2 protein-coding genes and 2 pseudogenes are annotated in these 9,479 nt (G+C 63.4%); 1 reads left to right on the top strand and 3 read right to left on the bottom strand.

Annotated features, from left to right (window positions below):
• Nucleotides 1–304: 304 nt before the first annotated feature.
• On the bottom strand, nt 305–8,578 hold the full coding sequence (gene xopAD, locus XcuCFBP2542_RS18155; RefSeq protein WP_104605579.1) for a XopAD/skwp family type III secretion system effector: 8,274 nt from the start codon (nt 8,576–8,578) through the stop codon (nt 305–307).
• A 240-nt stretch (nt 8,579–8,818) separates the two neighbouring features.
• On the opposite strand from xopAD, the pseudogene XcuCFBP2542_RS20375 reads away from it, so the two are divergent.
• Nucleotides 8,819–8,893 (top strand): annotated as a pseudogene (locus XcuCFBP2542_RS20375) (hypothetical protein); the annotation flags it as partial.
• A 59-nt stretch (nt 8,894–8,952) separates the two neighbouring features.
• On the opposite strand, the pseudogene XcuCFBP2542_RS18160 reads toward XcuCFBP2542_RS20375, so the two are convergent.
• Together XcuCFBP2542_RS18160 and XcuCFBP2542_RS18165 are read right to left on the bottom strand one after the other, a co-directional pair.
• A pseudogene (locus tag XcuCFBP2542_RS18160) lies at nt 8,953–9,096 on the bottom strand (transposase); the annotation flags it as partial.
• 115 nt (nt 9,097–9,211) lie between these two features.
• A partial coding sequence (locus XcuCFBP2542_RS18165; protein WP_146090361.1) for a transposase occupies nt 9,212–9,479 on the bottom strand: 268 nt, incomplete at its 5' end.

Below are 9,479 nucleotides of genomic sequence, written 5' to 3' on the forward strand. Positions count from 1 at the left end.
CTGGGACGGTGGAAAGGGCCTGTTTCCAAGGCTCAACGCAGATTCAGGGGCCTCAAGGCACCCACACGAATCCGCGATGAGCCAGAAAAAAATCCTGTTTTCAGGCCGTTCTCGGACGCCAGGCAGTCGATCACCTTTACGGTGACCGACTCACTCGCCGCTTACTACAAGCCCTAGTCGTCCTGATGTTTCAGCAGCAGTAGGGCTCGGCGCTCATGCCTTTGCGTTGGAGACGTCGTCTGGCTCACACCTCCCTCTTCTCGAAAGTTGCAGGTCTCCGACGTCTTGAGCGATTGATTGGACCTCATGCGCGCCCCCCGATACGCTCGACGCCGACAGGCTTGCGTACGTTCGCCGTCATCTCGTGCATCGCCTTTCTGTGCCCTGCGATCTCCTGCGTCAGCTTTGCCTGCCTGACGGGGTCGGGCTGAGATTTCTCCTTCTCCCTGTCAAGTCTGGTCTGTGCCAACTGCATCCGCTTGTACAGCAGGTGCGTTTGCGCCTTGACTTTAAAGCTCTCGGCAGTGTGAAACTGCACTTCAAACGCATAGCCCTCGGCATCGGTGAAGCTGGCATTGATGCCTCTGTAGGTGCCATCTCCTGAGACAAAGTAGTTTTTCAGCGTCACGCACGTCATTCCTTGCCGTTGCAGCGCGTCATCTGCCGCCAACACCTTCGCCACGAAATCTTCGGAAGGCACTTCAAACACATAACGCAGCGCATCGCCCACGCTCTGACCGGCCTGTGCACCCGTCATGCCGCCTCGTAGATGGCGCCGAATCTTGTCCTTGATCGATGCGACCGATTTCTGGAACGGCGCCTGTCGCTCCTGCTCGATCCGGTCCTCTGCCGCGTTGTAGCGCACATTCCCCCAGAGCTGCAGGCCGAGGTTGTCGGCCAGCTTGTTGAACACCGGCGTCAACACCCCCTGCTTGCCTGCGGCGATATTGAACACGGTGTATGCAGGCGAGACGTCTGCACTTACGGGATTCTGCTTGGAGTCGAGCATCGACGCAGTACTTGCCAAAGCCGGGGCGATCTCTTCCTGCCAGTCGTCGATCTGCTCGCACTCCGGGGGCGAGGCGACGCGCTTGAATGCCTCTACCGCAGGCGCCTGCAGCTCGCGCTGCTCGGACCGCGAGGCACCGCCAAGCGCCAATGCATGTGAGCGCTTGTAGAGATCGTGAAATTGCTCCTTGAGCTCAAAGGTCTCCGGCGTGTGGAACTGGATCTCCCACAACGCACCCTCAGGGTTTCGCAACGTGACGTTGATGGCCTTAAAGATTGGCGGGTACTTGGTGAATTGATTGGTCAGCTTGATCCGCGCATGTCCCTGATTGTCCAGTGCGGCCAGCACAGCGCGCAGGCCGGCGGTAAAGTCCTGCGGTTCCAGGACCACGCTGTAACGCAACGCGTCGTTGACGCCGGCTACCGCTTCTTCCAGCGTCTGCTTTTTCACCGCGATCCGCTGCGTGAGCTTTTCCTTCAACGAGCCAAACGACTTCAGTTGATGTTGTGTTCCGGCCAGTTGACCACCATGGCGCTCGGCGATATGCCGCAGCATGTCGGTGACCTGGGGTTCCATCTGGCGCGCACGGGTCAGCAAAGCCTGCGCTTCAAACGCAATGTCCTCTGGCTGCACGGCGCGCAGCCGCGCGGCTGGCGGCTGCGGCAGGTCGATCAAGCCTGCCTGCTGCAGCGCGTGAAGCGCGTCTTCCATGACGCCGGCTGCCATCGACGGCATGCGCTGCAGAACTCCCTTGGTCTGTTCAGGATCGAATCGCCCCTCCTGCATCGCCCGGGCGGTCGCCTTGCTGTACGGCACAAAGCGCACCCGGTCGTCGAACCCACGCTCGCAGCGTTCGCACGCCTGCACGATCTTGCTGAACAGCGCCGTGCCGGTGTCAGACTTCAGCGCATCGGTGCCGACCTTGATCGCGATGGTGAAAAGATTGCGCATGGTCAGTTCCGGCTCGTCGGGGATGAACCCTGGTTGCCCATCCGGGAACTGCGCATGCGATAACTGGAGCACCGGGTAGTTGTCCAGGATGGCGTGGATGCGCGCTTCGACGCCAGAGGCGGCCTCGTAGGCCTTGGCCAGGCCCGGAAACGCCTCAGCCAGAACCTCGGGCAGAACGGGCGCCTCGCTGGTAGCGGGCGCATCCGGCGCAAGCCCAAGCAGCTGCGCGTGCAGCAACTCGGCGGCTTCTCGCGCTTCAGGCAGGTGGGCGCGTTCGATCGCTTCGCGCGCCTGGAAGCGAAGGTTCGCCAACACCTGAGGATCGAGAGCCTGCTCCTCGAGCACTTCGCGCAAACCATTGCGCAAGTCGCGCTCGATGCCATCGTAGGTGCCGAACATCATTTGGCGTGCAAGCGCTTCTCGCAGGTCGTCCGGTTGCGCCATGAAGCGCGCCGCTAGGGTGGCGGCCGCGGAGGTGACTTGCTGACCGCGCTTGAGGGACATGATCTCCGACAGCCGCCCGGGCTGGTACTGGCCGCTGGCCGGGTCGATGGCCGGCGTGGCCGTCTTCGGCGGCTTGAAGGATTGTTGCCGACCGCGCCTGCCCTCGCGATCGACCATCACACGCGAAATCAGCGCGGCCAGCTTGGGATAGCCTGCGTAAACGAAGGCGTCGTCCCCGTCGGTGTCCATGTTGCGTTTGCGCAATTCGGCAATCGGCAGTGCGCCCAGGCGCCCAGGCTCCACAATTTCCTTGAGCCGCAGGCTGCCGGTGCTGAGCATGTCGCGCGGCAGGGCACTGCGGTCACGGCCGTTCGTCCAGCACGACAGCGTCTTCAGATCCTCCTTGGAGCAGACCAGGTCCGTGTCGGCGAAATCGACCGGCCAATTCTTCTCCGGCACGACGACCAGCATGCCCTTGCTGTGCAGCATCTGGAGATCGAGGCCGGAGCGATCATCGAAGCCGGTGTAGCTGTACTGGATGCCGAATGACTGCGAGAGGAACTCAGCGGTGGCGTCGCCCTTGGCCACGGTCGCAATGCGGTCCTCCGGCACCGGCAGCAGATTCTCCTTGTCATAGGGTGGCTTGCCCAGTAGCAAGGGGCCACCTGCGACGTCGAAGGCCTGGCTGCGCTGCTGCGGCAGATGCACCTTGTCGTCGGCCGAGGGCACCGCACGGACCCTCTGGCCCTGGTACCCGCCCCCGACGGCAAGCCTGTACAACGCCAAGGGTTCACCCTGTACGGGCTGGAGCGCCTCGAGCTGACGCTGCATCGCCTCGTGTGCTTCTTCCAGCGCCGCCTCGTCGCGCGGATAGTGCTGCAGCGCCTGCGCTGGCATCAGCGAAGGCCCCCTGTGCTTGGCAACCAGATCGCGCTGCTCTTGGCTGGCCTGGTTCGCCTGTACGGCCTGCCAAGCCTCGTAATGCTTGCGGAAGGCAGGGATGGACAAGGCCACCTCCAATTTCAAAAAGCCGCAGCCATCGTTGGGACATAACGCTAGGGCAGTTCCATCCACGGTCAACGGCTTGAACGGATGCACAGGGCCGTCGACGTCATCGAACACGCCCAGGCGCAGGGTGCCCTCCACGACATGGTCGCTCGGGACCATCTCCAGCAGCGATCGCTGCATGCGCGACCAGTCCTCGCGTTGCGGAGCGAGCTTGGCGGCCAGCTGCATCAGGCTACTGCCCGGGGCGGTGTCGGCATAACGGAACGCCGGCAGCAGCGACGCCTTCTCAGGCCCGCGAGACGGCACAAGGCTGCTGCTACCAGATTTGCTGCGCGCGGCGCGACTACCGCCGAACATGTCGAAGCGCCAGGGCTCGCCGTTGTAGTTGAACGTGCGCGCAAGCATGAATGTCGAGATTTCCCCGGGCAGCTGGACCTCCACCAGCGGCAGCCCGGTCAGACGCGCAAACAGCGAGTAAGGCTTGTCTGATTCGGTCTGGTTATTCGAAATTTCCTTACCCTGCAGATCGACCACGACATGGGTCGTGCTGCCGCGGCCGGTGGCCGGCACAACCGGCTGGCCAGGAACCGAGCACATGCTCAGATGCCCACTGCCCAGGTCAAAACGGGTCGGTGGATGGGCCTGGGTAATCGTCGGCGCGTCCTTCGCCATGCGCAGGTCCAGAGCGTCGAACACTTTGTCGCCGGCCTCGATCTGCGCGATCAGGTTCCAGCTCATCTCTCCGAGGTCCGCCTCAATGGCCTTGCGGGTCCGCTCTAGCGTCAGATCCACCCATTGCGCCAGTTGGTCGCGGCGCTGGCGCAGTTCCCCCCGCGAGCCTTCAAGGTTGCGCGGTTTCCATTGCCGGCTCACCACCGCATAGGCTTTGAGCACCTGGAAGAAGGTCAGCGCAGGGCGGCGCGTTGCGTAACGCTCGGTGTCGGCCGAAGGCTGCGGGCCACCGCCGCTCAGGTACAGGTCGATCTTGCGCGCGACGATGGGCTGCAACCTGTTGAACACGTGTAATGCCTGGCCGCGATGGCGGGAGCTCAACTCCGGACTGAAGATAAACGGCAACAATCCCATGCAGAGGCTGCCGATCCCCTCAAGGCTGGTCTGGCTTAATCCGTCATCCCGGACGAGTGCCGACACCTGCTCCAGCGCTGGCTGACCCAGCGGACGCATCTGGCGTTGCAGCCGCGCCGATGCAAGGGCCTTTAAGAGTACCCCGATATCTGCGGCCGAGGCGGACGCAAAACGCTCGCGGTGCAGGTCAAGGTGCCCGGCCATGGCCTGCAGTTTGGCCACACCCAGGGCCTGGAATGGCCCATCGTCCTCTTCGTCCATGTGCAGCAGGCGGGACATCGCGTTCGCCATCATGGACATTCCACGCATACTGAACTGCTGCCAGGGCAGCTCGGCCGAGCCTGCACGCTCGCTGAGCAGTACCCCTGCCGATTGACGCGCCGGCATTCCGGAACATCTGCTCATCGCATTGAGCGCCACGGCCACGTCTTGCGCTTCCATGACGTGTCGCAGATCGTGGTCCTCAACCAGCCTCGTCGCCAAGAGGTCCATGGCCCCCTCGCAAGCCGGCATATCGGGCCATCTGCTCAGGGCGCTGAGCGTGCTGGACACGCCTTGCGGGTCCAGGTCCTTGCGCAAGGTGCTCTCGTCGGCCAGCCGCTCGGCCAGCGCGCCGACGGCGGCCCCACAGACCGGCGTGTCGGGCCATTTGCTCAGGGCGTTGAGGGCGGTGGCCACGTGTTGCGGCTCCAGGGCCTTGCACAACCCGGGATCGTCGCACAGCCGCCCGGCCAGCGCGCTGGCGGCGGCCGCACAGTCCGCCGTGTCGGGCCACTTGCTCAGGGCATTGAGCACATTGGCCACGCCCTGCGGGGTTAGGCCCTTGCGCAAGGTGCTCTCGTCGGCCAGCCGCTCGGCCAGCGCGCCGACGGCGGCCCCACTGACCGGCATCTCGGGCCATTTGCTCAAGGCATTGAGTACATTGGCCACGCCCCACTGGTCCAGGTCCTTGCGCAAAGTGCTCTCGTCGGCCAGCCGCTCGGCCAGCGCGCCGACGGCGGTCGCACCGGTCGGCATGTCGGGCCATTTGCTCAGGGCATTGAGTACATTGCCCACGCTTCGCGGGGTTAGGTCCTTGCGCAATGTGCTCTCGTCGGCCAGCCGCTCGGCCAGCGCATTGGCGGCATTCTTACAGTCTGGCGTGCCGGGCCATTTGCTCAGGGCATTGAGCACATTGGCTACGCCTCGCGGGTTTAGGTCCTTGCGCAAGGTGCTCTCGTCGGCCACCCGTCCGGCCAGCGCGCCGACGGCCGCCGCACAGGCCGGCATGTCGGGCCATTTGCTCAGAGCATTGACCACATTGACCACGCCTTGCGGCGTGAGGTCGTTGCGCAATCTGCTCTCGTCGGCCAGCCGCTCGGCCAGCGCGCCGACGGCGACCCCACAGACCGGCGTGTCGGGCCATTTGCTCAGGGCGTTGAGGGCGGTGGCGGCGTCTTGCGGCTCCAGGGCCTTGCGCAACCGGGGATCGTCGCACAGCCGCCCGGCCAGCGCGCTGGCGGCAGCCGCACAGTCCGCCGTGTCGGGCCATTTGCTCATGGCATTGAGCACATTGGCAACGCCTTGCGGGTCCAGGTCCTTGCGCAATGTGCTCTCGTCAGCCAGCCGTGCGGCCAGCGCGCCGATAGCCTCTCCACAGACCGGCGTGTCGGGCCATTTGCTCAGGGCGTTGAGCGCATTGCTCACTTCTTGCGGCGTGAGGTCCTTGCGCAATGTGCTCTCGTCGGCCAGCCGCTCGGCCAACGCGCCGACGGTGGCCGCACAGGGCGCCGTGTCGGGCCATTTGCTCAGGGCATTGAGCACATTGGCCACGCCTTGCGGATCCAGTTCGTTGCGCAATGTGCCCTCGTCAGCCAGCCGTGCGGCCAGCGCGCTGACAGCCTCCCCACAGACCGGCGTGTCGGGCCATTTGCTCAGGGCGTTGAGCGCGATGGCCACGCCTTGCGAACTGAGGTCGTTGCGCAATCTGCTCTCGTCGGCCAGCCGTGCGGCCAGCGCGCTGACAGCCTCCCCACAGACCGGCGTGTCTGACCATTTGCTCAGGGCGTTGAGCACATTGGCCACGCCTTGCGCGTCCAGGTCCTTGCGCAATGCGCTCTCGTCGGCCAGCCGTGCGGCCAGCGCGCCGATAGCCTCCCCACAGACCGGCATGTCGGGCCATTTGCTCAGGGCATTGAGCGCTTGGATCACGTGGATGGAGTTCTGGATCTTGCCCAACCCGGGATCGTCGGCCAGCGCGCCCACAGCGGCCGCACAGGCCGACATGTCGGGCCATTTGCTCAGAGCGTTGAGCGCATTGGCCACGCCTTGCGAACTGAGGTCGTTGCGCAATTTTCTCTCGTCGGCCAGGCGTGCAGCCAGCGCGCTGACAGCCTCCCCACAGACCGGCGTGTCGGGCCATTTGCTCAGAGCGTTGAGCGCATTGCTCAATTCTTGCGGCTTGAGGTCCTTGCGCAATGTGCTCTCGTCGGCCAGCCGCTCGGCCAGCGCGCCGACGGCGTCCGCACAGGCCGGCATATCGGGCCATTTACTCAGAGCGTTGAGCGCATTGCCCATCTCTTGCGGGCACAGGCCCTTGCGCAATGTGCTCTCGTCAGCCAGCCGTGCGGCCAGCGCGCCGATAGCCTCTCCACAGACCGGCGTGTCGGGCCATTTGCTCAGAGCGTTGAGCGCATTGCTCAATTCTTGCGGCTTGAGGTCCTTGCGCAATTTGCCCTCGTCGGCCAGCCGTGCGGCCAGCGCGCTGGCGGCGGCCGCACAGGCCGTGTTGTCGGGCCATTTGCACAGGGCGTTGAGCGTATTGGCCACGCTCTGCGCATCCATTGCATAACCCAAGCGTTTGTCGCTGGCGACAAGCGCGGCGAGCCGGTGCGCCGTGGCCTGGCAATCCGGATTATCGAACCACTTGCTGAAGGTGTTGAGTGCCAGGCCAACTTCCCACGGGATCAAAGACTGCTGGACTTGTTTGTCACGCAGCAGGTGACGTGCCAAGCGAGCCACCGCGCGTTCACACCTGCCGCTGTCAGTATTCTTTGCGAAGGCGTTCAGGAGGAGCGCCGACAAGTAGCCACTCAGCCCCACTAGATCATCGGCCTGATTGACCTGCCCGGCGATCCACGCGATTGCCTCCATGCACGCGGGCTGGTTCGGGTGCTTGCTCAGCTTGTTGCTCACATGCGCCAGCTGCGCCAGTGATGCACCTTCGAACCATCCGGTCTGGTAGAGGTAGTGCGCCGCGAGCTCGGTGCAACGATCGAGATCGCGGGGTGTCACGCCTGTCCTGGCGCGCCGTGCGCTGGCAATCAGACTAAGGTATTTGTCGAGTCGCTGCGCGTTGATCTGAGCGTTGACACCTTCTTCCAAAAAGGGCAAAGCCATTCCGTCACGCATACGGTGCGCCAGCTCGTTGTCATATGCCATGGACACGCACAGGCCGGCGTTGTGGTTCCGAGCGATTCCGTGGGGCTCACTTAAGTGTAGCCGCTGCTGCTCTCGCTGCGCCTGTAGCCGTTTTTTTGCCGCCGAGTCCAGCTGATGTTCGGCCCTGCGGAGATCGTCCTTCGTCAGCCCCACGTCATTGACTTGCCGCTTTGACTGCCGATATGGCTCTTGCTCTTCCCGCGGCCGTTTTCCTGCGATCCGGTCGGACGGTTGTTCGGACGGTCGAAGATATGTGCTGGCCTCCAAACGATCATGCGTTGATCGTTGTGGCCGCCGATGCGACGACGCGCCGCTGACGTCAGCGGGCACTCTGTCCAGGCGCTGATCGGGTGCGATGCCGTGCCGGTCGGCGGGATCATCGGGCAAGTGTGAGCGGGTGACTGATTGCCCGACGCGCCTGTCCCATGCGCTTTCGCTGGCTCCGGTTCGCTCATTCACGAGCAAGCGCTCCGTGCGTCGCATCGACGCCCCAGGTTCATCCGACTCCAGCCGCCGCCGTTTGCTAGGCGGCCGTCCAAGTGGTGGAGGGTTGCCCCTGGTGCTGGTGGTTGCGTGATTCTCCGCTGGACCGGGTTGTTCCTCATGAACGTTAGGCAAGTTTGTACGTAACGAATTTGAACTGGTGGTATAGGTTTTCATCCACCAAATTTAGTCAATCCGCTCGCGAGCGACTTCTACGATACGAAACCTTGATAACGAATGCGACGCTCGCTGCGATGTAAGCGTCCGGCAATCTCACCTTTACAAGTCACCAGCAGCCCGTTGGGATATCGCGCTCTTCTCAACGGATCTCCCCGATATCTTCAAATCACGATGATTGGTCACACCGCATAGCTGCATGGTCCGCCATCGGCGTGGTGCCGCGAGCACGGCGTCTCGTTGAGCAGCTTCACCTACTGGCGCGGCAAACTTGCAGCGTCTGCAGCACTTCCGGCCACGCTACCGCTGCACGTCACCCCCGCCGTGCCCACGCCAAGCGTGGAGATCCGCCTCGCCGGTGGCATCAGCCTCAGTTCGGTCAGCAACTTCTTCAGCCGCACGTTCTCAGCCTCCAGGTCCTTGAGCCGCTTGCCATCGGGCACACTCATTCCGCCGAACTTGCTGCGCCACAGGTAGTAGGAGGCCTCGGTGAAGCCATGCCGCCGGCACAAGTCCTTGGGATTGTCTGATCAACGCAGCCAGGAGACGGAAAAAGCCGTCCTGGGTCGCGTAAAACTCGTTCAAACCTTCGATTTTCGCCGTTTTCAGCGCATTTCCGAGGGTTTCCCCGGATTACAGACGCAACTCGGCCATCGCAGGCAATAAGTGCTTTCGCTTCTGCCACAGGTTCGACAGCGCAAACAGCGTCAACACCTGCGCGGTGTTCTTCGCCAAACCGCGATAGCGCACCTTGACGTAGCCGAACTGGCGTTTGATCACGCGGAACGGATGCTCCACCTTCGCCCGCATGGCCTTGGTGTGCTCCCAACGCTTTGCCCGCTTCAACGCGCGTTTGTTCTTGATCTGCTTCAACTTCGAGCGCTTTTCTGCGATCAGGTAG

It is taken from the genome of Xanthomonas cucurbitae, assembly GCF_002939885.1.
Classification (GTDB): Bacteria; Pseudomonadota; Gammaproteobacteria; order Xanthomonadales; family Xanthomonadaceae; genus Xanthomonas; species Xanthomonas cucurbitae.

Bases quoted from the DNA above. Each gene is read 5' to 3' on its own strand.
- xopAD (WP_104605579.1), bottom strand. From the start codon at position 8,578: ATGAAAACCTATACCACCAGTTCAAATTCGTTACGTACAAACTTGCCT.